This window comes from Leisingera sp. ANG-M6 (assembly GCF_000813905.1).
Lineage (GTDB): Bacteria > Pseudomonadota > Alphaproteobacteria > Rhodobacterales > Rhodobacteraceae > Leisingera.
In genome coordinates this window covers 403,464-425,999 of record NZ_JWLG01000013.1, presented here as the reverse complement: position 1 = coordinate 425,999, position 22,536 = coordinate 403,464, and the positions used below count along the sequence as shown (strand labels likewise).

At 65.3% G+C, this 22,536-nt stretch carries 23 protein-coding genes; 7 read left to right on the top strand and 16 right to left on the bottom strand.

The genetic code is table 11. From position 1 onward, the window contains the following. Positions 1-16 precede the first annotated feature (16 nt). Positions 17-1,054 (top strand): hypothetical protein, encoded by a 1,038-nt coding sequence (locus RA24_RS11975; RefSeq protein ID WP_039173858.1) that lies wholly within the window; start codon positions 17-19, stop codon positions 1,052-1,054. A gap of 146 nt (positions 1,055-1,200) precedes the next feature. Here the strand turns inward: RA24_RS11975 and RA24_RS11970 are convergent, their stop codons facing one another. From RA24_RS11970 to RA24_RS11955, 4 genes are all read right to left on the bottom strand, one after another. Further along, entirely contained in the window at positions 1,201-3,339 is a 2,139-nt protein-coding gene (locus RA24_RS11970; protein WP_039191718.1) for a molybdopterin-binding protein, read from the bottom strand. Beyond that, positions 3,336-3,827 (bottom strand): molybdopterin-guanine dinucleotide biosynthesis protein B, encoded by a 492-nt coding sequence (mobB, locus tag RA24_RS11965; RefSeq protein WP_039191715.1) that lies wholly within the window; start codon positions 3,825-3,827, stop codon positions 3,336-3,338. The genes RA24_RS11970 and mobB overlap by 4 nt, the downstream gene beginning before the upstream one ends. Beyond that, positions 3,824-4,468 (bottom strand): molybdenum cofactor guanylyltransferase MobA, encoded by a 645-nt coding sequence (gene mobA, locus RA24_RS11960; protein WP_039191712.1) that lies wholly within the window; start codon positions 4,466-4,468, stop codon positions 3,824-3,826. Before mobA ends, mobB begins: the two co-directional genes overlap by 4 nt. A 61-nt stretch (positions 4,469-4,529) precedes the next feature. Continuing rightward, a complete protein-coding gene (locus RA24_RS11955; RefSeq protein ID WP_241480938.1) occupies positions 4,530-5,405 on the bottom strand; it encodes a formate dehydrogenase accessory sulfurtransferase FdhD in 876 nt (291 codons plus the stop codon). A gap of 64 nt (positions 5,406-5,469) precedes the next feature. On the opposite strand from RA24_RS11955, the gene RA24_RS11950 reads away from it, so the two are divergent. Both RA24_RS11950 and RA24_RS11945 read left to right on the top strand, forming a co-directional pair. Continuing rightward, a complete protein-coding gene (locus tag RA24_RS11950) occupies positions 5,470-6,198 on the top strand; it encodes an AzlC family ABC transporter permease (protein ID WP_039149345.1) in 729 nt (242 codons plus the stop codon). Then, on the top strand, positions 6,195-6,524 hold the full coding sequence (locus tag RA24_RS11945) for an AzlD domain-containing protein (protein WP_019297122.1): 330 nt from the start codon (positions 6,195-6,197) through the stop codon (positions 6,522-6,524). The genes RA24_RS11950 and RA24_RS11945 overlap by 4 nt, the downstream gene beginning before the upstream one ends. A 24-nt stretch (positions 6,525-6,548) precedes the next feature. On the opposite strand, the gene RA24_RS11940 is transcribed toward RA24_RS11945, so the two are convergent. The 5 genes from RA24_RS11940 to RA24_RS11920 all read right to left on the bottom strand — a co-directional run bounded on the left by RA24_RS11940 (position 6,549) and on the right by RA24_RS11920 (position 10,713). Then, positions 6,549-7,166: a hypothetical protein gene (locus tag RA24_RS11940; protein ID WP_039191710.1), complete on the bottom strand. Its 618-nt coding sequence runs from the start codon at positions 7,164-7,166 to the stop codon at positions 6,549-6,551. A gap of 16 nt (positions 7,167-7,182) precedes the next feature. Next, positions 7,183-7,317, bottom strand: coding sequence for an aa3-type cytochrome c oxidase subunit IV (locus tag RA24_RS11935; protein WP_019297124.1), 135 nt, complete (start codon positions 7,315-7,317; stop codon positions 7,183-7,185). A 162-nt stretch (positions 7,318-7,479) separates the two neighbouring features. After that, entirely contained in the window at positions 7,480-7,932 is a 453-nt protein-coding gene (locus RA24_RS11930) for a DUF6173 family protein (protein WP_039149668.1), read from the bottom strand. A gap of 26 nt (positions 7,933-7,958) precedes the next feature. Further along, positions 7,959-9,005 carry an MBL fold metallo-hydrolase gene (locus RA24_RS11925; RefSeq protein WP_039191708.1) on the bottom strand — a complete coding sequence of 349 codons (1,047 nt, stop codon included), beginning with the start codon at positions 9,003-9,005 and terminating at the stop codon, positions 7,959-7,961. Positions 9,006-9,009: 4 nt separating this feature from the next. Then, positions 9,010-10,713, bottom strand: coding sequence for an acyl-CoA dehydrogenase (locus tag RA24_RS11920; RefSeq protein ID WP_039149351.1), 1,704 nt, complete (start codon positions 10,711-10,713; stop codon positions 9,010-9,012). A 141-nt stretch (positions 10,714-10,854) separates the two neighbouring features. Here RA24_RS11920 and RA24_RS11915 point away from each other — a divergent pair, with 141 nt between their 5' ends. Then, a complete protein-coding gene (locus RA24_RS11915; protein WP_039191706.1) occupies positions 10,855-11,805 on the top strand; it encodes an L-threonylcarbamoyladenylate synthase in 951 nt (316 codons plus the stop codon). Positions 11,806-11,929: 124 nt separating this feature from the next. On the opposite strand, the gene RA24_RS11910 is transcribed toward RA24_RS11915, so the two are convergent. Continuing rightward, entirely contained in the window at positions 11,930-12,487 is a 558-nt protein-coding gene (locus tag RA24_RS11910; RefSeq protein ID WP_019297129.1) for a YqgE/AlgH family protein, read from the bottom strand. 179 nt (positions 12,488-12,666) lie between these two features. Between RA24_RS11910 and RA24_RS11905 the strand changes: the two genes are divergently transcribed. Together RA24_RS11905 and RA24_RS11900 are read left to right on the top strand one after the other, a co-directional pair. Further along, a complete protein-coding gene (locus RA24_RS11905) occupies positions 12,667-13,488 on the top strand; it encodes a protein-disulfide reductase DsbD domain-containing protein (protein ID WP_241477431.1) in 822 nt (273 codons plus the stop codon). Continuing rightward, the gene (locus tag RA24_RS11900) at positions 13,485-13,946 is read left to right on the top strand and encodes an NUDIX hydrolase (protein ID WP_019297131.1); all 462 of its coding nucleotides are present in this window, start codon (positions 13,485-13,487) and stop codon (positions 13,944-13,946) included. Before RA24_RS11905 ends, RA24_RS11900 begins: the two co-directional genes overlap by 4 nt. Here RA24_RS11900 and RA24_RS11895 read toward each other — a convergent pair. The 6 genes from RA24_RS11895 to RA24_RS11870 form a co-directional block, all read right to left on the bottom strand. Then, positions 13,916-17,311: an efflux RND transporter permease subunit gene (locus RA24_RS11895; protein WP_039191704.1), complete on the bottom strand. Its 3,396-nt coding sequence runs from the start codon at positions 17,309-17,311 to the stop codon at positions 13,916-13,918. The two genes, RA24_RS11900 and RA24_RS11895, sit on opposite strands and share 31 nt — an antisense overlap. A 5-nt stretch (positions 17,312-17,316) precedes the next feature. Beyond that, a complete protein-coding gene (locus RA24_RS11890) occupies positions 17,317-18,771 on the bottom strand; it encodes an efflux RND transporter periplasmic adaptor subunit (RefSeq protein WP_039191701.1) in 1,455 nt (484 codons plus the stop codon). A gap of 126 nt (positions 18,772-18,897) precedes the next feature. Further along, positions 18,898-19,440 (bottom strand): molybdenum cofactor biosynthesis protein B, encoded by a 543-nt coding sequence (gene moaB / locus RA24_RS11885; RefSeq protein ID WP_019297134.1) that lies wholly within the window; start codon positions 19,438-19,440, stop codon positions 18,898-18,900. Then, entirely contained in the window at positions 19,441-20,061 is a 621-nt protein-coding gene (locus RA24_RS11880; protein WP_039191689.1) for a LysE family translocator, read from the bottom strand. After that, on the bottom strand, positions 20,058-20,657 hold the full coding sequence (locus RA24_RS11875; RefSeq protein ID WP_039191686.1) for a metallophosphoesterase family protein: 600 nt from the start codon (positions 20,655-20,657) through the stop codon (positions 20,058-20,060). Before RA24_RS11875 ends, RA24_RS11880 begins: the two co-directional genes overlap by 4 nt. Before the next feature lie 8 nt (positions 20,658-20,665). Further along, on the bottom strand, positions 20,666-21,430 hold the full coding sequence (locus RA24_RS11870) for a uracil-DNA glycosylase (RefSeq protein ID WP_039191683.1): 765 nt from the start codon (positions 21,428-21,430) through the stop codon (positions 20,666-20,668). Between the two features lie 154 nt (positions 21,431-21,584). On the opposite strand from RA24_RS11870, the gene RA24_RS11865 reads away from it, so the two are divergent. Continuing rightward, the gene (locus RA24_RS11865; protein ID WP_019297138.1) at positions 21,585-22,535 is read left to right on the top strand and encodes an aspartate carbamoyltransferase catalytic subunit; all 951 of its coding nucleotides are present in this window, start codon (positions 21,585-21,587) and stop codon (positions 22,533-22,535) included. The last annotated feature ends 1 nt before the right edge of the window (position 22,536 follow it).

Here is a 22,536-nt window from a genome sequence, read left to right as displayed (position 1 = left end):
GGGAGGCCGCGAGGTCATGACAGGCTCCAGCAGCAGTCCGGGCTCTGGCCAGAAACCAGGCGGCAGCCAGCCGCTGCGCCGCCTTGACGGCCCCGCTGCGGCCAATGGCCTGGGCGGTGCGGAGCTGGCCGCCATCGGGCTGGGGGCACTGTGGCTGCTGGTGGTGACCGGGGCATTTGTGCTGGCGCCCGAAGATGCCGGGCTTTCGCAGTGGGCAGATTTGATCATCAGCGTGCTGGCAGTGGTGCTGCCCTTGGCAATGCTGTGGGTTGCGGCCTCTGCCGCGCGCTCAGCCCGGGTGATGCGGGAAGAGAGCGAGCAGCTGCAGGCCGCCATTGACGGGCTGCGCCAGAGCTATCTGGCACAGTCGCAGCAGCATGCGGCAGTGGCGGAGACCTCGGTTGCCAAACGGCTGGAGGAAATCGCTGAAGCGACCCGCAAGACCGAGACCGCACTGGCGACCTTCCACACCAGCCGCCGCGCCAATCCGCTGCGCCCGGCGATCCCGGAGGCGGCGGCAGAGATGACGGCGGCTGACCAGGGCTCGCTGGCGCTAGGCACCCAGGCCGCAGACACTGCGCCGCCCTTGCCCGCCGAACAATTCATCCGGGCGCTGAATTTCCCGGAAACCGCCGAGGACGCGGAAGGTTTTGCGGCGTTGCGTGCAGCGCTGCGCGACCGCAAGGCGGCTCAGGTGATCCAGGCGGCGCAGGACGTGCTGACTCTGCTGAGCCAGGACGGCATCTATATGGACGACCTGCGCCCCGACATGGCGCGGCCCGAGATCTGGCGCCAGTTCGGCCAGGGCGCCCGCGGCCGGGCGGTGGCAGCGCTTGGCGGCGTGCGCGACCGGACCTCCCTGGCGCTGACCGCGGCGCGGATGAAGCAGGATCCGATCTTCCGCGACGCGGCGCATCATTTCCTGCGCCGGTTCGACCAGATGTTTGCGGATTTCGAGGCTGAGGCCAGCGATAGCGAGATTTCCGCGCTTGGCAATACCCGCACCGCCCGCGCCTTCATGCTGGTGGGGCGTGTGGCCGGGACCTTCGACTGAGGGGGCGGCTCCGCCGGGCCGCCGGCTGCGGCGCGGGTATTTAGGACCAGAAAGAAGCAGCATGCAGCGGCGCACCGCGTGCCAGCGCGGCGCCTGGCCCAACGGCGGGCAAGCATCTGCGATGCGCCGGGCCGCGGGCGGGAGCGCTACGCCTGCATCGCGAAACTGCCGTAAGGGATGAAACGGACCGGATCGCCGGGCTTGATCTCAGCCGCGCCGTCGCCGAGTTCCACCAGACCTTCGGCCCAGCTGAGGCCGCTGATCCGGCCGGAGCCTTCGGACTTGAACACCTCCGCCTTGCCGTCCCGCACCCGCGCCCGCAGGTATTCGCGGCGGCCCGGTTTCTTGCGCTTTTCGAATGCCGCCGGAACTTCAAACGCTTGCGGTTCCTGCCAGCCCGCCCCCGCCATCAGCCCCATTGCGGGGCGGGCAAAGATCAATGTGCAAACCAGCGCCGCCACCGGGTTGCCCGGCAGCCCGAAAACCGGCGTGCCCTGCCACATTCCAAGCGCCAGCGGTCGGCCCGGTTTCAGCGCGATGCGCCATTCCTGCATCGCCCCCGCCTCACGCAGGAGCGCCGACATGTGGTCCTCATCCCCGGCAGAGGCCCCGCCAGAGGTCAGCATCACATCCGTTTTTGCCGCCGCCCTGTCCAAATGCCGCCTCAGGGCTTCCCTGTCGTCAGCGGCCTTGCCCAGGTCCACCGGCACAAAGCCCAGCTGACGGATCAGCGCCAGCAGCATGGGGCGGTTTGCGTCAAAAATCTGCCCCTTGCCAGCAGGTTCCCCGGCCTCGACCAGCTCATCGCCGGTGGAGAGCACGCCCACCCGCAGCGGCAGCCTCACGGTCAGCTCCGCCAGCCCTGTAGCAGAGGCCAGGGCCAGATCGGCAGGGGTAATGACCCGGCCTGCGGGAAGGATGACCTCATCCACGCAGACATCCTCGCCTGCTTTGCGGGTGTTGGCGCCCTGTTTCAGCGGGCCATTGAAAGCAATCTGCTCCCCATCGGTGTTGACGTCTTCCTCCAGGATCACCGTGTCCACGCCCTCAGGCAGCGCGGCGCCGGTCAGCACCCGGATGGCGTTGCCTTCAGCCACGGTACCGTCAAAGGGTACACCTGCGGCGGCCCTGCCCTCCACCAGCGGCAGCACATGCGGCCCCGCTGCCCGGCCACCGGCAAAGCCGTATCCATCCACCGCCGTGTTCGGCAGCGGCGGGTTGGAGCGTTTGGCCACAGCGTCTTCCGCCAGCACCCGGCCGAGCGCGTCTGCCAGCGGCACGGTTTCCGCGCCGGTCACTGGCCCCAGCCTGTTCCTGAGCAGCGCCAGCGCGTCATCCACCGGGGTCCAGTCGACGCCGGCAGGCAGGGCAAAGCAGTCGTTGCTGAGCGGCGGCGGTGTCAGCCCGCCCGGGTCTTCCGAGGCCAGCGCGTTCAAGCGGTCTTCAAAACCCGTGCCCAATATCCAGGCCTCCTCTTGTGCTTCGTCAGGTGCAGCAGCCAGCATTGCGGCCAGCTCCTGTGCTGGCAGGCGGCTGAGCGCCTGCGACAACAGCCGCATCTGCACCCGGTCGCGTATTTCAGCCTCACCTGCAACAGCCATTGCGGCTTTGACGGCCGGTTCGATCAATCCTGGCCAAATTTCTGCAAACACAATTTGCGCGTCCGCAATGTTTTGAAAAGGCCAGACAGCAACCATGTGCCGGAGCCGCAACCGCTGCAGCACCGGCAGCCCCATCAGGACCTGGCTGCCAACCGTTGGGTTGAAGAACAGCTGGAAACAGGAGGAGGACGCCTTGGCTGCCAAGTCTGCGCGGCGCCGTTCCGCGACGTCCTCATATCTTAAGCCGACCTTGCGGTAGGGAATGTCAGGCCAGGCCTTCTCGTCCGGCTTGCCCCAGAACGGACCGGCGCCGGCAAACTGCCGGTTCATTTCCGAGGCGACATCAAACCGGTTGTTGTTGCCGTTCTGTGCGTCTTCGATCCGTTCTTCCAGCCATGCCCATAAGGCAAATGGGTCATTCGATCCGGTGATCCGGCGTGCAAGTCCGCGCGGGTATCCGAAGGGGAAATCAAAGGCTGCCAGCACCCGCCGCCCTGCGGCCTGCTCCGCAGCAAGAAAGCGGCTGATCCAAGCTTCTGCCTCAATCCGGCTGCGGCAGTAAACCGGCTGCTCTGCGATGCCGCCGCGCGCCACTCCGAGCCAGATCGCGTCCTTGCTGGGGCGCCGGGGCTTGCGCTTGGCCGCGGACCAGTCGACGGCCAGGACGGTATCAAAGGGGGTCACAGCCCCAATTCCGCCTGGATGAAATCCACGATCGCTGCCGTGTCGTTCAGATCGAACACCGGGCGGTCGAGCTCCAGCGTTGTGTCGCTGGCGATAGCGCGGATGCTGGGATCCCTTGGCGCGATCAGTTCGGTGCCTGCAGCTTGCCGGAAGGCCTCGATCTTGGGGTGCGGTTCACGCTTGTAGCCCTCGACCAGCACCAGATCGACGGGGTTCAGGCGGGCCAGCAGCTCTGCCAGCGGCGGCTCTGCCGCGCCGCGCAGCTCTTGCATAATCGCCACGCGGCCAGCGGAGGCCAGCACCACCTCCGCCGCGCCAGCCTGGCGGTGGCGGTGGCTGTCAGTGCCGGGCTGGTCCACGTCGGTGGCGTGATGGGCGTGCTTGATGGTGGAGACAGAAAATCCGCGGGCACAGAATTCAGCGACCAGCCGCTCCATCAGCCCGGTCTTGCCGTTGTTCTTCCAGCCGGTGACGCCGTAAATCTTCATTTCAAGAGCGCCTCGGCGCGGGCCAGATCATCCGGCGTGTTGATGTTGAAGAAGGGGTCGAAAGGGTCTGCCTCAAACAGCGCTTCGCGGCCGCTGTGCTGGTCGGTCCAGAGCACGACCTTGCGCAAGCCGTCCTGCAGGGCTGCGCGCAAGTCATCGCGCAGGGCGACGGGCCAGAGGCCAAAGGCCGGGTGCCGGTTGATGCGCTTTCCGCCGCCGGATTTCAGCGCCTCTTCACCGGTGCGCGGGGTGGTGGCAAGGGCCAGCGGGTGTTCCATGCCATCTGCCGCTGCGGTCAGACGGGCAACCAGATCCTGCGGGAAGAAGGGGGTATCGGCGGCGGCGGTGACAATCGTCTCCGCGCCCTGCTCTGCCGCCCAGTCAAGGCCAGCCAGAACCCCTGCCAGCGGGCCAGCGAAACCTTCGATAGAGTCGGCAATCACTGGCAGGCTCAGGTCTTCGAACCGCTCCGGGTCGCCATTGGCGTTGAGCGCAAGGCCCGCGACCTGCGGCGACAGCCGGTCCACCACGCGGGACAAGAGGCTCTGGCCGCCGACCTGCAGCCGCCCCTTGTCGCCGCCGCCCATCCGGGTAGCGAGGCCGCCTGCGAGGATTACGCCCAATGGCTTCTGGTCTGTCATCTCTTCTCCTCACGCGCCGGAAAACACGTGTTTTCCGGGACGGATTTCGCGTGAAATCCAGTTAGCCTTCCGCACTCTTGCGCCGGTGTTTCTTCTCCTCAACCGGCGCGTCTCTGGGGTCCATATCGCGCACCAAACGCTCCTCGCCCGACAGGCAGATGAACCGCTGGCCGCGCATCCGGCCGATCAGGGTGAGGCCGACCTCGCGGGCGATCTCGACGCCCCAGGCGGTGAAGCCTGAGCGCGAGGCCAGCACCGGGATGCCCATCATTGCGGTCTTGATCACCATCTCGGAAGTCAGCCGGCCGGTGGTGTAGAGGATCTTGTCCGCCGCTTCCGCCTGCTCCGACAGCATCCAGCCGGCAATCTTGTCCACTGCGTTGTGGCGGCCGACGTCCTCCATATAGACCAGCGGGCGGTCCTGACGGCAGAGCACGGTGCCATGGATGGCGCCGGCCTCCAGATAGAGCGATGGCGTGCGGTTGATCTTGTGCGCCAGTGCATAAAGCCAGGAGGTTTTCACTTCCACCTGCGGCAGGCGCACGTCCTCCAGCCCCTCCATCATGTCGCCAAAGACGGTGCCGACCGCGCAGCCCGACGTGCGGGTTTTCTTCTTCAGCTTTTCCTCGTGGCTGGTTTCCACCGCGGTGCGCACCACCACGGTTTCCAGGTCCTCGTCATAGTCGACGCGGGTGACTTCATCCTCGTCGCGCAGCATCCGCTGATTGCGCAGGAAGCCGAGCGCCAGATATTCCGGGTAGTCGCCGATGGTCATCGCGGTGACAATTTCCTGCGAATTCAGGAAGATGGTCAGCGGGCGTTCCTCGACCACGGCGATTTCGCTTTGCTCGCCATTCTGGTCGACGCCGGTGACCGCGCGCGTGAGCCGCGGGTCGGAGACACCGGGGGCGATCAGATATTCTGACGTGATATCCATACTCACCAATTGCATTCCTTCTGCGTCCGCCGTAGGGCGGGTCAAGGCAATCTAGGACGCGCAGATGGCAATCACCACCACCAAATCGGCCTTCTGGAAAGGGTTTCGCGACAGCGCGCCGTTTCTGTTCATGGCCTCGCCCTTCGGCTTCCTGTTCGGGGTGCTGGCGGCGGAGGCCGGGCTGATCGTGCCGGAGGCCTTTGCCTTCTCACTCACTGTCTTTGCCGGCGCCGCCCAGTTCACCGCGCTGCAGCTGATGCAGGAGAATGCGCCGCTGATCATCATCCTGATTTCGGCGCTGGCGGTGAACCTGCGGATGGCGATGTATTCGGCCTCGTTGACGCCCTACCTGGGCGATGCACCAATGTGGCAGCGGGCAATTGCCGCCTATTTCATCGTCGATCAGTCCTATGCGCTGTCGGTCGTGCAGTTCGAACAGGAGCCGGAAATGCCGCTGGCGCAGCGGATGGCCTATTTCTTTGGCACCAACGGGCTGATCACACCGGCCTGGGTCATCGCCACCGCGCTGGGTGCGCTGGTTGGCACCCGCATCCCGGAGAGCTGGGGTGTGGACTTCGTGCTGCCGCTGGCGTTTCTGGCAATGATCGGCCCGATGCTGCGCACGCCGGCGCATGTGGCGGCCTGTTTTGTGGCAGTGGCAGCGTCGCTGCCAGCCTCCGCCCTGCCCTATAACCTGGGGCTGATCGTTGCGGGGATTGCCGGCATGGTTGCGGGCGCGCAGGCGGAATTGTGGCTGGAGCGGCAGAAGGCCAAGGCGGAGGGCGCGACATGAGCAGTATCCCCACACCCATCTTGTGGACCGTGATCATCGGGCTGGCGCTTGGCAGCTACGGCTTGCGGTTTGCCTTCATCGGCTTCATGGGCGGCAAGCCCATCCCTGAATGGCTGATGCGTCATCTGCGCTATACCGCAGTGGCAATCATCCCGGCGCTGGTCGCGCCGCTGGTGGTCTGGCCCGCCCCCACCGGCGGCGATCCCAGCCTGATGCATTTTGCAGCCGCCGCCGCGACCTTTGCAGCGGGTTATCTGACGCGCAATGTGCTGATCGGGCTCGGCACCGGCGGGCTGTGCCTGCTGCTCCTGTATCTCGCCGCCTGAGCGCTCTGCGCCCGGGCGGAAGAATTACTCGGCAGTGCTGAGCGCAGCGTCGCTCTTGGTGATGCCCGCTTGCAAGTCGGCGCTGTCGTTTTCGTAGTAACGCTCTGTCGCCACGCCCGGCAGCTGGCCGAATTGGGCGGAGAGTTTCTCCGGGTAGAAGGTGCGGTCCAGGCTTTCAAAGCCAGGGATCTGCTGCAGGATACCAATGGTGGCCTGGGCGCAGTAGGCCCCCGGCACGCGGCCGTTGGTCACTGCCAGCTGATAAGCTTTCTGGGCCTGTTCCGGCGTCACCTCAACCCGCTGCACCACCACATGGAAAGTGCTGCGCGCATGGGCGCCGCGGTAGGCCTTTTCCACTGCCGGGGTGATACCATAGAGGACGTCGTTCCGCTCCGGCACGACTGAGGCGTAGAAAGAGCCTGCGGGATCGAAAATCACCCGTTCAGACGCGTTGATCATCAGCGACGCGTGGCCGCCCTTGCCGGTGCGGTTGTTGATCATCGTGTACAGGGTGAGCGTCGCGGGGCCGGGGTGGCGGTAGGCCACCTTGGCCAGGGTTTCGGCATCCGCGTTGGGCTGCTGCGGCGCCGCGCAACCCGCAAGCGCCAGCATCACCGCGCCGAGGCAGAGCAGATTGCGCATAAGTTTGGTCCCGGGATCAGGTGGCGAAAATAGCCAGGAACAGCGCGAGGAAGACCATCGCGATGCAGAAACGGGTCACGAAGGTCATGAAGCTCGAGAACATCTTCTCCTGAACGGTGATGTCCATGGTGCCGTGCTGATGATCAGCCATGTGAGTTATCCCTCAAATTCACGTGCGTTTTCCCGGTGATTACCGGATTTGCCGGGCCCTGTCACCACGTCATTCGGGCGCATCCCGGGGAAATGCCGCCCGGAAACCGCAGAAAACCGCTGCGAATCCTGCGGCTGCGGCCCAGGCGGCGAATCGTGCGGCCTACTCTTGCTGCAGATCCGAGGCGAGGCGGAAGCCGATGCGGTTGGCGGGCTCTTCCTCGCGTGCCTTGGGCACTGCGCGCAGCATCACATTGAGCTGGCTGACATGCTGCACCAGCTGGGTTCGGGAGCCGTCGGGCTCACTGCCGTAGTAGGTGATAATGTCCGGGTCGAAATAGCCCATGCCCTCAATCCGGAGCACGCCGGCATTGCCGCCGGTGAAGCCCATTGCGACCTCGTGTTCAGCGTCCAGCTGCTGTTCGAAGTTCTGGATATAGAGGATCAGCCGCTCATAGGCCCAGCGGGCCGGGCTTTTGGCGGCATCCGGTTTCTGCAGCTTCTCCGGCACTTTGGTGAGGCCGGCGCAGGCCTCCGGATCTGCATGGACTTCATGCACGCAGGGCAGCACCGCCGCCTCTGCCGCCTCGGCGCTGGTGGAAATCTCGTCGCTCATGGTGCCTCCCCTTTCCGGGGTGCGGATCACCCCTTGCTTTGATAGAGCCAGGCACCGTCTTCGCGTTTCCAGCGCGCCACCTGGCCGGTGTGGTACAGGTGATTTACATGGGCTACTGCCTCGACCAGTGCAAGCCCGTACTCACCTTCACCGATTGTGCGCTTGAACAGCGGCGCAAAGCAATCAGCAGCTGTCCGCGGCACGGAAAGGTGATCCATCAGCCGCTCCAGCGCGCCGTGGTGGTTGCCAATGAGCTGCTGCATCCTGAGCGGCAAACGTGAGAACGGCAGCTTGTGGCCGCCAAGCGCCAGATGATCCGGACGCGCCAGTTTCGCCAGCCGTTCGCAGGCTTCCAGCCATTCGCCCAGCGGATCGGCCATCGGTTCGGTCGCATAAACACCGATGTTGGGGCTGATGGTCGACAGGATCTGATCCCCGGTAATCACCAGGTTGTCGTCGCGGCTCCAGAAGGTTGCGTGCTCCGGGGCGTGGCCGTTGCCGGTATGCACATCCCAGTCGCGCCCGCCCATGCGGATCACGTCGCCCTGCTTGATGCGGGTAAAGCCCAGCGGCATCGGATGCACGGTGTCGGCAAAGTTGAAGGGCCGGTCATTGACGCGCTTCTCATAGACCTCAGGCGCCATCCCGGCGCTGCGGTAATAGGCCAGCGTCTCTTCCGGCCATGTCTCCTGCACGTCCAAAGTCAGCATCCGGGCGAACAGCCAAGCGGTGCGCGTGGTGACTAGTTCGGCGCCGTGGACGCTCTGGAACCAGCCCGCCAGCCCGATGTGATCAGGGTGGTGATGGGTGACGACCACGCGGGTCACCGGCTTGCCCTTCAGGGGGCCGGCCATAAGGTTCTCCCAGATGCCGCGGCTTTTGCGGGAGTTGAAACCGGTGTCGATCACCGTCCAGCCGTCGCCCTCATCCAGCGCGTAGATGTTGACATGGTCCAGCTTCATCGGCAGCGGCTGGCGCATCCAGAGGACGCCCTCGGCCACTTCGATCGCCTCCCCCTGTGCGGGCGGTTCTTCCCAAGGGGTGCGGGGGGAGACGTCTGGGATATCGGTCATAGGATTAGCCCGCCAGCTCATCAAGACTGAGGGCAAAAGTACCCTCTGCCCCGGCCTGTGCATGGGCCAAGAGCGCGCTGTGCTCCGGCAGCATCCGGGTGATGTAGAAGCGGGCCAGTTTCTCGCGCGGGCCGCCCTGATCCGCCATCGCGGCTGCCAGGTGATAATGGCCGCCCAGCACCCGGGCAAAGGCGCGCAGATACGGAACCGAGCCCGCAAAACGGTCCTGCATGTCCTGCTGCGACACCAGCCATTCGGTGGCTTCGCGCAAGGATTCGCACGCCTGCCAGACGGATTCGGCCATGTTCGGATGGGTGGCGCGGGCGCGTTCTGCCTGCTCCTCGATCTCGTCGATCAGGGCAAAAGCCATTTCGCCGCCGTCCATCATCTTGCGCGCCACCAGATCCATCGACTGGATGCCGTTGGTGCCCTCGTAGATCGCGGTGACGCGCACGTCGCGGTAATATTGCGCTGCACCGCTCTCCTCAATGAATCCCATGCCGCCATAGACCTGCACCCCGGTTTCCGAGACGCGCATCCCGGTGTCGGTGCCAAATGCCTTGGCGATCGGCGTCAGGAAGGCCGCGCGGGCCGACCAGTCACTGCCGCCGGTAGCGGTGTGCATGTCGATGGCACGGGCGCAGGCCATCAGGATTGCCCGGGAGGCAAAAAGATCCGCCTTCATTTCCATAAGCATCCGGCGCACATCGGCGTGGTCGGCGATGAAACCGCTGGCGGTCTTGCCCTGCTTGCGCTCCAGCGCATAGGCCAGCGCATGCTGATAAGCGCCCTCGCCCGCACCGACGCCCTGGCCGCCGACACCGAGGCGCGCGTTGTTCATCATGGTGAACATCGCTGCCATGCCGCCGTGCTCCGGCCCGACCAGCCAGCCGGTGGCACCGTCGAACTGCATCACGCAGGTGGGGGAGCCGTGCAGGCCCATCTTGTGCTCCAGGCTCACGACCTTGAGATCATTGGGTTTGCCTGGATTGCCGTCCGCATCCGGCAGGTATTTCGGCACCAGAAACAGCGAAATCCCCTTGGTTCCCGGCACCCCGTCGGGCAGCCGGGCGAGCACCAGGTGGCAGACGTTGCCGCAGAAATCGGTGTCGCCCCAGGAGATGAAGATTTTCTGGCCGGTCACCGCATAGGTGCCGTCACCGTTCGGCTCCGCCTTGGAGCTGAGTGCGCCGACATCGGAACCGGCCTGCGGTTCGGTCAGGTTCATGGTGCCGGACCATTCGCCGGAGATCAGCTTGGGCAGGTACAGCTCCTTGATGGCGTCGGAGGCGTGGTGCTCCAGCGCTTCGATCTGGCCCTGGCTCAGCAGCGGCGCCAGCTGCAGCGACAGGCAGGCGCCTGCCATCATCTCGTAGACTGCGACGGCAAGTGTCTGCGGCAGCCCCATGCCGCCGAACTCCTCAGCCGCGCTGATGCCGACCCAGCCGCCTTCGCGAATGGCCTGATAGCCATCGGCAAACCCGGGCGAGGTTCGCAGCACGCCGTTTTCCAGACGTGCAGGATGCAAGTCGCCATTGCGCTGCAGGGGCGCCATCACCTCGTCGCACAGCTTGCCTGCTTCTGTCAGGATCGCGCTCACTGTGTCGGTGGTTGCCTCGGCAAAGCGGTCTGTGGCCGGGATGCTGTCATAGCCCACGACGTGGTTCAGCAGAAATTCATACTCGGAAACGGGGGCGCGGAATGTCATGGGCGTCCTCTGGCGGGGGTTTCTGGGGCCTGCGGCGCGGGCAGTCTTGGCTTCCCGGCGCTGGCCCATTATGGTCTGTGGCTTGTCCGATTACCTAACCGGACGCTTATTTCAATCAACCAAAACGCCGCGTCACCCGGAATGCCCCAGCAGAGCACTGAAATCCTTGCCGCAACGGCAAGCGGCATCGCCCGCGCCGCCCGGCTTTTGCAGGCCGGGCAGCTGGTCTCCTTCCCGACTGAGACGGTTTATGGCCTTGGCGCTGATGCCCGGCAGGGCACCGCGGTTGCGGCGATCTATGAGGCCAAGGGGCGGCCGTCGTTCAACCCGCTGATCGCCCATGTGCATTCGGCAGAGGCCGCGCGGCGCTACGTGGCATGGAATGACGTTGCGGAACAGCTGGCAGCGGCGTTCTGGCCTGGCCCGCTGACCCTGGTACTGCCGCTGCGGGAGGGCCACGGGATCTCACCGCTGGTCACGGCAGGGCTGGAGACGCTCGGCGTGCGGGTGCCTGCGCATCCGGCGGCACAAGCCCTGCTGCGGGAGCTGGACGGGCCGGTCGCAGCACCATCCGCTAACCCCTCCGGCAAGATCAGCCCGACAACGGCAGCCCATGTGATGGCCGGGCTGGACGGCCGGATTGCCGCAATCCTAGACGATGGCGCCTGCGATGTTGGGCTGGAGTCCACCATCATCGGGCTGGCGGGGCCGGAACCGTTGCTGCTGCGCCCCGGCGGGCTGGCGGCGGAAGAAATCGAGGCGGTGCTGGGCCGCAAATTGGCAGAACGCGATGTGCACGACCCGCTGACAGCACCGGGACAGCTGCTGTCGCATTATGCCCCCGGTGCGCCGGTGCGGCTGAATGCTGACGCGCCCGGCGAGGGCGAACTGTTTCTCGGCTTCGGTCCCGGGACCTGCGATCTGAACCTGTCCGAAAGCGGCGACCTGGCAGAGGCCGCCGCGAACCTGTTCGGGCATCTCCACCGGCTGGATACCCTAGGCAAACCGATTGCCGTTGCCCCGGTGCCGATGCGCGGGCTGGGCGAGGCCATCAACGACCGTTTGCGCCGCGCCGCAGCGCCGCGGGACTGAACCCGGCAAGCCGCAGGCCCCTGCGCCCATCGCAGATGGGTGCCCGGCCCAAGGGTTTTGGGGTTATCTGTGATAATCAGAAAACGCGCGGGAGCCCTCCCGCTGTGCATCCAGATATGCGTATTCAGGCGTGGCCTGCGCTGGCCGAGAGCGTCAGCGGATCAACCCCGAGGGTCTTGAGCGCTGCGCCCCATTTGCTGTCATCCGCAAGGTCGAATACCAGCTCCGGGCTGGCTTCTGCTGTCAGCCAGCCGTTCATGGTGATTTCCGATTCCAGCTGCCCTGGTCCCCAGCCGGCATAACCCAGAAGCACCAGCAGCTGCTCCGGCCCCTGCCCCTCGGCGATGTCCTCCAGAATATCCAGCGTCGCGGTCATTGAGAAACCGCCAGGTACCTTCAGGGAACTCACATCCGATTCGTAATCCGGCGTGTGCAGCACAAAACCGCGCTGAGTCTCTACCGGGCCGCCAAAGCGCACCGGCAGCGCCGCTGCAGCGTTGCCCTCACCGCCCAGGTCCAGCTGCTCCAGCAGATCGCCCAGCGCCACGCCGTCAGCGGGCTTGTTGACGATCAGGCCCATCGCGCCTTCCTCGCCGTGCGAGCATAGGAAAATCACCGAATGCTCGAACCTCGGGTCGCCGATACCAGGCATTGCAATCAAGAGCTTGCCAGTCAGATCCATGAATTTCCGTCTTTCTGCTGCCTCCCCCCACCATGACGCGCACCCGCTTGCCGCGCAAGGGGCGCATCGGCGCAACTCCGCGCAGGCTCGGGCAAATTTGCCGCAAACACAGGAGGATGAGGGAGGTATGACCGGATCGTGACTTGGCAAACCAGGCTGGCAGGCGCATGTATTCACGTATGAAACGGACAATGCTCAAAACCGCTGCTGCCGCGGCAGCTTTGCTGGCTGCTGCAAGCGGGTTGCCTGCATTTGCCGGCGCTGCGGACGGCGATATCGTTCAGGTCGAGGTGCTGGATGGCGGGATGACCTCCCGCGGCACCCATCTGGGCGCGCTGCGGATCACCCTGCAGCCGGGGTGGAAAACGTATTGGCGAGCGCCCGGCGATGCCGGCATCCCGCCCAGTTTTTCCTGGCGCGGGGCACGCAATATCGGCGGGCTGTCGATCACCTGGCCGTCACCAGAAGTATTCCTGACCTCCGGCTACCGCACCATCGGCTATCATGACCAGCTGGTGCTGCCGGTTGAGATCACGCCTGAAACCCCCGGCAAGCCTGTGCGCCTGAAGGGCCGGATGCAGCTGGGGGTGTGCAAGGACGTCTGCGTGCCGGCCGAACTGAAGTTCGACCATGAGCTGGACAGCAGCGCCGGCCGCAACCCTGCAATTGCCGCCGCGATGGCCAGCCGCCCCTGGTCGGCCAAAGAAGCGGGCGTGCGCAAGGCCACCTGCAGCCTGCGTCCGTCGCAGTACGGCATGACGGTTACCGCACGCATCTCGATGCCCTCTGCCGGCGGCGAGGAGGTTGCGGTGATCGAACCCGGCAACCCCAAGCTTTATGCAGGTGAAACCACCACCCGGCGCGATGGCGGGCAGCTGGTGGCGGAGACCGAGTTCCTGCCTGCAGACGGCAACGCCTATGCCATCGACCGTTCGCAGCTGCGGATCACGGTACTGGGGAAAAACCATGCGGTTGATATTCAGGGCTGCAGCGCCGGATGAGCGCAGCCAGCAGCCCTGCCCGCCCGGTTCTGGGCACTATTGCCGTGGTCTGCCGCCATTCCGGCGGGCAGGACCAGGTGATCCTGGTGCAGCGCGGCAAGGAGCCGAACGCAGGCTGGTGGGGCTTTCCCGGCGGCCATGTGGAGATGGGCGAGACGGCCTTGCAGGCCGCGGCGCGCGAGCTGATGGAAGAAACCGGCGTGGCCGCCCGGCCGCTGGAATATCTCACCAACGTGGATGTGATCTCGCGCGATGCATCCGGTATGGCGCAGCGGCAGTATCTGCTGACCGTGGTGCTGTGCGAATACTTGAGCGGTGAACCGGTGCCGGATGATGACGCCGAAAAGGCCGAATGGATTCCCATTGCAGAAATCGAATCCCGCGGGCTGCAGCTTCTGGATCAGGTCGGCGACGTGGCGCGGCTGGCTCAGGCCCGCTGGCGAGCGTTGAGCCGGTAGGCAATTCCGCCCGCGGCATAGGCCAGCAGTGCCAGTGTGAAGGCCCCCACAATGAAGGCCAGCAGCCCTGCCCGCACCGGCTCCATTGCCGCCAGCGCCGGGATCATCCGCAGCGCAGGATGCAGCGCGCCGGATGCCATCGCCCAACCCAGCGTCAGCACCAGCCAGCCCAGTTGCCCCAGAGCGGCGCCCAGTACCAGCCAGCGCAGGCGCCCAGCCCCCTGCCGCAGCGCGCGGCGCAGGGATGTCAGCGGCCGCGACAGGTCGCGCTGCATGGCCACCAGCGCTGGCACCACCAGCAGCACCAGGAACATCCCGAACCCCAGGCCATAGACAAGCGTGATCACCGTGGGCTTCAGGAATTGCGCCTGCTGGGAACGTTCAAACAACAAAGGCGCGAGACCCAGCACCGTGGTCATGGTGGTCAGCATCACCGGGCGCAGCCGGTCCGCCGCCGCGTCGATGATGGAGGGGATCAAGCCGCGGTCCTGCGCATACTGGTCGATGGTAGTTACCAGCACGATGGAATCGTTGATGATGATCCCGGTCATCCCCAACAGGCCAACCACGGTGAACATGCTCAGCGGCACCTCCCAAACGTAGTGCCCCCAGATGGTGCCGACCAGACCGAAGGGAATGATCGCCATCACCACCAAAGGACGGGTCCAACTGGCGAAAATCCAGGACAGCACAAGGTAGATCCCGGTGAGGCAGAGGATCAGCCCGGTACCCGCCTCCTGCAGGAACGTCTGTTCCTGCTCTGCCAGACCGGACAGGCGCCATTCCACCTGCCGCTCGCTGGCAATGTTCGGCAGGATCTCGTTCTGCAGCGCCTGCGTCACCTCCTCGGCGCGGGCCGGATCGTCCTCAGAGATGTCGCCGGTCACGCTGATCACCCGGATGCCGTTTTCGCGGCGCACGGTGGAGAAACCGGTGCGCTGAGTGACCGAGACGATATCGGCAAGCGGCACATAGATGCCGCTGGGGGCCCGCATCAGGGTGCGCTCCAGGAAATCAGCGGTCAGCTCATTCTCCGGCAGTTCCACCCGGATTGTGGCGCTGCGCGGACCGTCGGGATAGGTCGCCGCCTCGATCCCGTTGAGCCGCGCCCGGAGCGCCTGGCCCAGGCTGCCAATGGTGAAGTTCAGCGCCTGACCCTGCGGCGTAAGGTCGAGGATCACTTCTTCCTTGTCGTAGGCGAGATTGTCCTCCACTGCCGAGACTTCCGGGAAGCGCAGAAGTGCGGTTTTCAGATCTTCGGAGGCATTTTTCAGCACCTGCACGCTGGGGCCAGAGAACTGCACGTCAAGTGCATCGCCGCCAGGCCCTGACCGCCAGCTGCGGAAGGAGACCGTCTCGACCATCGGGTGGCGCACCACCCGCTCCTGCAGTTCCGCCACAAAGGCAAAGCTGGAATAGGGCCGCAGGTCCGCATCGATCAGTTCGATCGAGATGCCGCCCAGCAGGTCGGTATCCTTGGCCTCCACCCCGCTGAGACCGCGGCCAGCATTGCCACCGGTTTCGGCCATCACGAAGTCCAGCGGGTTGCGGCCGTAGCGTTCAGCATACTCGGCACCCAGCGCCTCTGTCGCGCGCTGCATTTCCTGCATCATCGCCATTGTGTCGGCGCGGCTTGCGCCCTCCACCATGGCGAAGTTACCGGTGACCGAGCCGCGCTCCGGCGCGTTGAAGAAGCGCCATTGCACATCACCGTTGATGAACAGCGCTGCCTGGCTGGCCAGAATTGCCAGCGCCCCTGCCAGCACGGCGTAGCGCGCAGTGACGATGTAGCTCATCAGCGGCCGGAAGGCATGGTCGCGCAACCAGCGGAAGCCGCGGTTCACCATCCGGTTCGGCCAATCATACCAATGGCGCGCCTGGGCATGGGTCAGCGCATGGGCCAAGTGGTTGGGCAGGATCAGGAAGCATTCCACCAGCGACGCCGCTAGCACCGCAATCACCGTGAAAGGGATATCCCGGATCAGTTCGCCGAACCGTCCGCCCACAAGGGTCAGCCCAAAAAAGGCAATGATTGTGGTGAGGGTTGCAGCGAAGACCGGCATCGCCATGCGGCGGGCGGCGTTTTCCGCCGCCTGCATCGGGCTTTCGCCTAGCCGGCGGACCCGGAAATCGGCGTGCTCGCCGACCACGATTGCGTCATCCACAACGATGCCCAGAGTGATGATCAGGCCAAACAGGCTGACCATGTTGATGGTGATCCCGGCGGCATACATCAGCGCCACGGCAGCAAACATCGAGGCCGGGATACCCATTGCCACCCAAAAGGCGATGCGGGTGTTAAGGAACAGGAACAAGAGGCACAGCACCAGGCCAAGCCCCATCAACCCGTTGTCGACCAGAATATCCAGACGGTCGGTGATGGACTGGGCACGGGTCCTGATCAGTTCCGCCGTCACCCCTTGCGGCAGGCTGGCCTGCATTTCATCCACGACCTCCTGCACCCGTGCCTGCAGGCGGATGGCATTTCCCTGATCAGAACGGTCCACCCGGATCGACATCGCCGGGTTGTCATCGACGAAGTAGGAACGGTTGCGGTCCACGCCCTCGACCCGGATCTGCGCCACATCACCGAGGGTCAGCACGGAGCCATCGGCATTGGTGCGCAGCACGATTGCCGCAAGCTCATCCGGTTTGCGCTTTTCGCTGCCTGTGCGCACGCGGGCGTTGGCGCCGGATACGTCGCCTGCAGGGTCGGCATCGACCTCTGCCGCGATGGCCTCCGCGATCTCGCGCATGGTGATGTCGTGGGTGATCAGCTTAGCGGTGGGCACCTCGACGATGGTTTCCGGCGCTGCCACGCCGCGAATCGTGGTGCGGGTGACACCGGCCTCAAAGAGGCGCACGACCAGTTCGTCAGCAAAAAGACCCAGTTGCCCTGCCCCGACCGGCCCGGTGATCACCACATCGGTCACCCGGTCGCGCCAGGCGCCGCGGCGCACCTCAGGCTCCTCCGCCTCCTCCGGCAGGGTGGTGATGCCGTCCACCGCGGTCTGCACATCGTCGGTGGCCTGACCCATGTCGGAACCGGGCTCAAACTCCAGGGTCAGCGTCGCCAGTCCTTCGCGGGAGATGGAGGAGGTCTCCTCCACGCCGTCAACGGCCAGCAGCGCAGGCTCCAGCACCTGCACGATGGCGCTGTCCACATCTTCTGGACCGGCGCCCTCCCATTCAACGGTGACGGTAACACGTTCGACAATCACATCCGGGAAGAACTGCGCCCGCATGTTGGGCATCGCAGCCGCACCCAGCACCAGCATGATCACCAGCAGAAGGTTGGCCGCGGTGCGGTGGCGGGTGAAATAGCTGAACAGCCCGCGGGCCTGCCGGGGGAGCCTGCGCGCCATCGGGTTCAGCCTCCCATCCGGGATTCAATCCGGCTTACAAGCCGGGCGGGAACTTTGACCTCTGCCAGCTGCTGCAGCATCTTTGCCTTCATCTCCGAAGGCATCCGGCTGTTGCCCTCAACCAGCGCAACCAGCTGGGCGCGGCGCTCATCCGTGAGTTCGATCAGCTCCGGCAGCGCCTGCGCTTCTGCGCCCCGACGCAGCGGGCGCACCTTGATGCCGGCCCCCAGCAAGGGCGTGCGGCCTGTCACAACTTCGCGGCCTTCCAGCCCTGAGCCGCGGATCAGCACGTCATCGCCCTGGCGGCGCACCAGCTCAACGGGCAGCGCCTCCAGCCGGTCCTCTTCACCCAGCAACAGAACGGTGCCGTCTGCACCCAGCGCGGAGGCCGGAACCCGTGCGACCGCGCGGACTTCAGGCTCTGTCACGTGAACCGTCACGAAATCTCCGGGTTTGAACCCGGGGGCTGCGTTCAGGCTGGCGTAGACCAGCCGCCCGGTCTGCCCGTCCCCCGCAGCACCGCTGGCGCGTGATATCCGCCCGGTTGCGCTGAGGCCGGCACCAGCCGCATCCAGCGTCACCCGCACTGGAGCCTCCAGCAGGCGGCCGTCACCGTCCAGCAGCCGGGCGTATTGCGCGGTGGAAACCCGGAAAGCTACCTCCAGCAAGTCCGGATCGACCAGATCAGCAAGTTTTTCATTGGCGGAGACAAGTCGGCCCTGCACCAGGCTGACCGCCTGCAGGGTGCCGTCAAAGCCTGCCTTGATGGTGGTGTCCTCCAGGTCGCGCCGCGCCTCGTCCAGCGCGATCTGCGCCCGGGCCACCCGGGTAGCAGCCTGATCCGCGCGCGCCTCTGCCTGGCTGACCGCCTGGCGGCGCGAGATCACGGTTTGGCGGGCCTGAACCGCGGCAAGCTCCGCGGTCTCCACCGTGGCTGCAGTGCCAACGCCGCGCTCCTGCAGATCCACCTGCCGCTGGAAAGCGCGTTCGCGCAGCTGCGCCTGGTCCTGGGTTGCCTGAAGCTCGTCCTGTGCCAGAATCAAGGCCCGCCCCGCATCGCGTTCCTCAGCCCGGGCGTCCATCATGTCAGCCTCGGCCCTGTCCAGCGCGGCCTGCGCATCCGCAGGATCAATCTGCACAAGCACCTCGCCCGCCCGGACCGCGCCGCCTTCCTCGAAATCTTCAGAGAGCTGCACCACCCGTCCACCGGAGGCCGTTCGCAACTCCAGTGTGCGGCGGCTTTCAACCCGGCCAAAGGCCGTCAGCTCCGGTGCAACCGTCTGCAGGTCCGCGGTCACCACGTTGACCGCAAACACCCGTTCGCGCGCGGGCGGCGCCTTGCGCTCGGCATTGAGCTGCGCCTCGATGGCGCCAAAGACCAGCTGCCCGGCATACAGCAGCAAAGCGGCCGTCAGCGACGCCAGGAAAAGCCCCATCAAACTCTGACGCAAAAAGCGCATGTCTCTCCCTTCCGGTGGCGGCTGCTGCCGGGGCCGCGCATGGGCCGCATAAGCGCAAATGCCTTGTGCCTGCTTGAAAATATAGGATTCTCCGCGCAGGTTTGCGAGGTTACACGCAGCGCTGGGTTACTTCCGGCGCAGATGTTCCTCCAATCTGGGCATGATTTCCACGAAATTGCAGGGCCGGTGGCGGTAATCGAGCTGTTTTGACAGGATTTCATCCCAGCCGTCCTTGCAGGCACCTGGGCTGCCGGGCAGCGCAAACAGGTAAGTTCCGCCCGCCACCCCGCCCGTAGCCCGAGACTGCACCGCGCTGGTGCCGATCTTCTGCATCGAGACCCAGGTGAAGACAGTGCCGAAGGCTTCAATTTCCTTTTCGTAGACGTCGCGGTGCGCCTCCACCGTCACGTCGCGGCCGGTCAGGCCGGTACCGCCGGTGGAGATCACCACATCCACCTTGGGATCAGCGATCCAGGCGCGCAGTTGAGCGGCGATCTCGGTCCGCTCATCGGGAATGATCTTACGGTCGGCCAGACTGTGGCCCGCCTCCCGCAGCCGGTCGACCAGCACCTGGCCGGAGCGGTCGTCCTCCATCTTGCGGCTGTCGGACACAGTCAGCACCGCGATGCGGACCGGGATGAATTCCATGCTTTCGTCGATACGGGACATCTACGCCCTCTCCATGATTGCCAGCCGCACGGCCAGCCCTGTGAAAATTCCGGCCGAGATCCGGCCAAGCCAGCGCGCAAAGACCGGCGAGCCTGTCAGCTGGCGCACGGCCTGGCCTGCGAACATCCCCACCAGCCCGTTTATGACAAATCCGCCTGCCGCCAGGATCAGCCCGAAGACCAGGAATTGCGCCAGCACCGGCCCCGCCTCAGGCCGGACGAACTGCGGCACAAATGCCAGCACGAACATGATTACTTTGGGATTGGTGAGGTTTACGAGGAAGCCGGAGCGGAACGCCTGCCTTGCGGGCACAGAGGGCGCATCGGCCTGCACTGCCCCGCAGCGTAATGCACCCCAGGCGAGAAACAGGAGATACCCCACACCGATCCAGCGGATCACATCGAACAGCCCCGGCATGGCAGAGACCACTGCCCCCAGCCCAAGCCCGGCCAATGCCACATGCACCATGCTGCCAGCCGAGATGCCTGCGCTGGCCGCCACCGCCGCGGCGCGGCCGGAGCGCAACCCTTGGCCAAGGCAGAACATCATATCCGCACCCGGCGTCAGGTTCAGCGCCAGCGCCGCCGGGATGAAGGCCAGCAGGGTAACGGGGTCGATCACAGCTCCACCTCGAACCAGCTCACTCCAGGGCCGAGATTGGCCACCTGCGTCTTCCCCAGAGTCCCCCGGAAGCCCCAGCAATCATGCACATGGCCGCAGAGCAGCAGTTGCGGCTGCACCCGTTGCGCTGCGGCGCGGACCGCGGTGGAGCCGACGGACAGCCCGCGGGAGGTCACATCGCCTAAGCCTTTGGGCGGGGAATGGGAAATCAGGATATCCGCGTGATCGCAGGCTGCCAGCATCGTGCCCGCCTGTATCTCGCTCAGGTCGCAAGACCAGCCGCCGAACGGTGTTTCCGGCACGCCGTAGCCCAGCCCGAACAGGCGAAGGCCTTCGATGTCCGTGCCATCGCCATGCAGCACCGTGGTATTGGCAAACCCTGCCGCCCGCAGTTCATCCGCGCTTTCGCCATTGCCAGGCACCGCCACCATCGGCGCCTTGAGCCCCGACAGCATGGCTACGGCACTGTCCAGCCCCATCCGCATGTTGCAGAAATCACCAGCCCCGATCACCAGATCCGCACCCGCACTGGCCGCCACGATATCCGCGGCGTGGGAGGCTGAAAGATGCAGATCGGAGAACGCCAGAATTTTCATTTGCTACCTCAGGACAGGCTCCCCAAACGGGCCTTCAGTTCCAGCAAATCCGCCCAGGCCAGCCGTTTTTGCGTGGGTTGGCGCAACAGATAGGCGGGGTGGAACATCGGTATGACCGGCTTGCCCCAGGCCTGATCCCACTGCCCGCGCAGCCTGGTGATGCCGCGTTTGCCCAGCACCGCCTGGCAGCTGATATTGCCCATCAGGACCAGCACCTCCGGCTCAGCCAGCGCCACGTGCCGTTCCAGGAAAGGTGTCAGCATGGCAATCTCGGCGGGCAGCGGGTCGCGGTTCTGCGGCGGACGCCAGGGCAGCACATTGGTGATATAGGCATTCTCAGCGCGACTGAGGCCGATCGCCTCCAGCATCTTGTCCAGGAGCTGCCCTGCGCGGCCGACAAACGGCTTGCCCTGCAGGTCCTCATCGCGGCCCGGCGCCTCGCCGATGATCATCACCCGCGCGCCTGCCTGTCCGTCAGAAAACACCAGATTGCGGGCGCCGCGTTTCAGGTCGCAGTGGATGAAGCCGTCCATCGCATCGCGCAAGGCCGGCAGTGAACCCGCACCCCTGGCAGCTTTCTGTGCCACCTCGACTGGATCAACTTCCTTGGGTTTGGGTGGCGGCGCGGGGGCGGCACCCGGTTTCGGCTTCGGCGCGGCCTGCTCCAGAGCATAGCGGTCGAGAGGGGCGTCGCACAGCGCTTCGGTTGCGCCAAGCTCCGCCTGCCACTCCAACAGCGCCCGCGCGCTCCAGTAATCCAATGCCGATTCCATGCGCCCAAGCTACTCCGCCCGCCGGACAAGCGGAACACCTCCCTGTCATCTTGCTGCAAATACTCAAATTCTCTGGCCGCACTCCGCACGCAGCCGTTGCCCGTTCCGCCCCCCCCGCCTATAAGAACCGGCAAATCAAGCGGAGCTGCCCCATATGTCCTTCGAACACCGCCATTTGCTTGGCATCGAACCGCTGAAGCCGCATGAGATCACCGCGATCCTCGATCTGGCCGACGACTATGTGGCGCTGAACCGGCGCCCGGAGAAGCACTCCGACGTGCTGGCGGGGCTTACCCAGATCAACATGTTCTTCGAGAACTCCACCCGCACCCAAGCCTCTTTCGAGCTGGCGGGCAAGCGGCTGGGCGCCGATGTGATGAACATGGCGATGCAGGCGTCCTCGATCAAAAAGGGCGAGACCCTGATCGACACCGCCATGACACTGAATGCGATGCACCCGGACCTGCTGGTCGTCCGCCACCCCCACTCCGGCGCGGTGGATCTGCTGGCGCAGAAGGTGAATTGCGCGGTTCTGAACGCGGGCGACGGCAAGCATGAGCACCCGACCCAGGCGCTGCTGGATGCGCTGACCATCCGCCGCTCCAAGGGCCGGCTGCACCGGCTGAACATCGCGATCTGCGGCGACATCGCGCATTCCCGCGTGGCGCGGTCCAACCTGATCCTTTTGGGCAAAATGGAAAACCGCATCCGCCTGATCGGCCCGCCGACACTGGTGCCCGGCCAGTTCGCAGAGTTCGGCGCCGAGATCTATGACGACATGCGCGAGGGGCTGAAGGACGTGGACGTCGTCATGATGCTGCGTCTTCAAAAAGAGCGCATGGACGGCGGCTTCATCCCCTCGGAGCGCGAGTATTACCACCGCTATGGCCTCGACGCCGAGAAATTGGCGCTGGCCAAGCCCGACGCCATCGTCATGCACCCCGGTCCAATGAACCGCGGCGTGGAGATTGACGGAACACTTGCCGATGACATCAACCGCTCGGTCATTCAGGAACAGGTGGAAATGGGCGTCGCGGTGCGGATGGCGGCAATGGACCTCCTGGCCCGCAACCTGCGCGCCGGGCGCCAGGCCAAGGCTGGCTGAC